The sequence below is a fragment of the Parendozoicomonas verongulae genome (genome assembly GCF_009711465.1).
GTDB lineage: Bacteria > Pseudomonadota > Gammaproteobacteria > Pseudomonadales > Endozoicomonadaceae > Sansalvadorimonas > Sansalvadorimonas verongulae.
Window position 1 is genome coordinate 1 of record NZ_SMME01000040.1, and the last position, 216, is coordinate 216.

The following is a 216-nucleotide window of genomic DNA, read 5'->3' on the forward strand; positions in this document are numbered from 1 at the left end:
GCCGCCCGGGTGCGCAGCTGGGTAAAGATGATCAATGCCTTTCTCAGGTTTTCTGTACCCCCCATGGCTTGGAGAAGTCTGCCCAAAGCCAGTTCTATCTCCTTGTTCTCACAGGGAGTATTCGCCTTCCCCCCGGTTGCCCGGGTACGCAGCCGGGTAAGAATATCCAGAGCCATTTTCAGATTATCCGCCCCCCCCATGATCTGGAGATGTCTG

The 216-nt window shown here is 56.0% G+C and carries 1 protein-coding gene; it reads right to left on the reverse strand.

Annotated features, from left to right (window positions below; translation table 11 throughout):
- Positions 1–216 (reverse strand): hypothetical protein (locus E1189_RS21930; protein WP_196220775.1); only part of this gene is annotated, 216 nt, incomplete at both ends.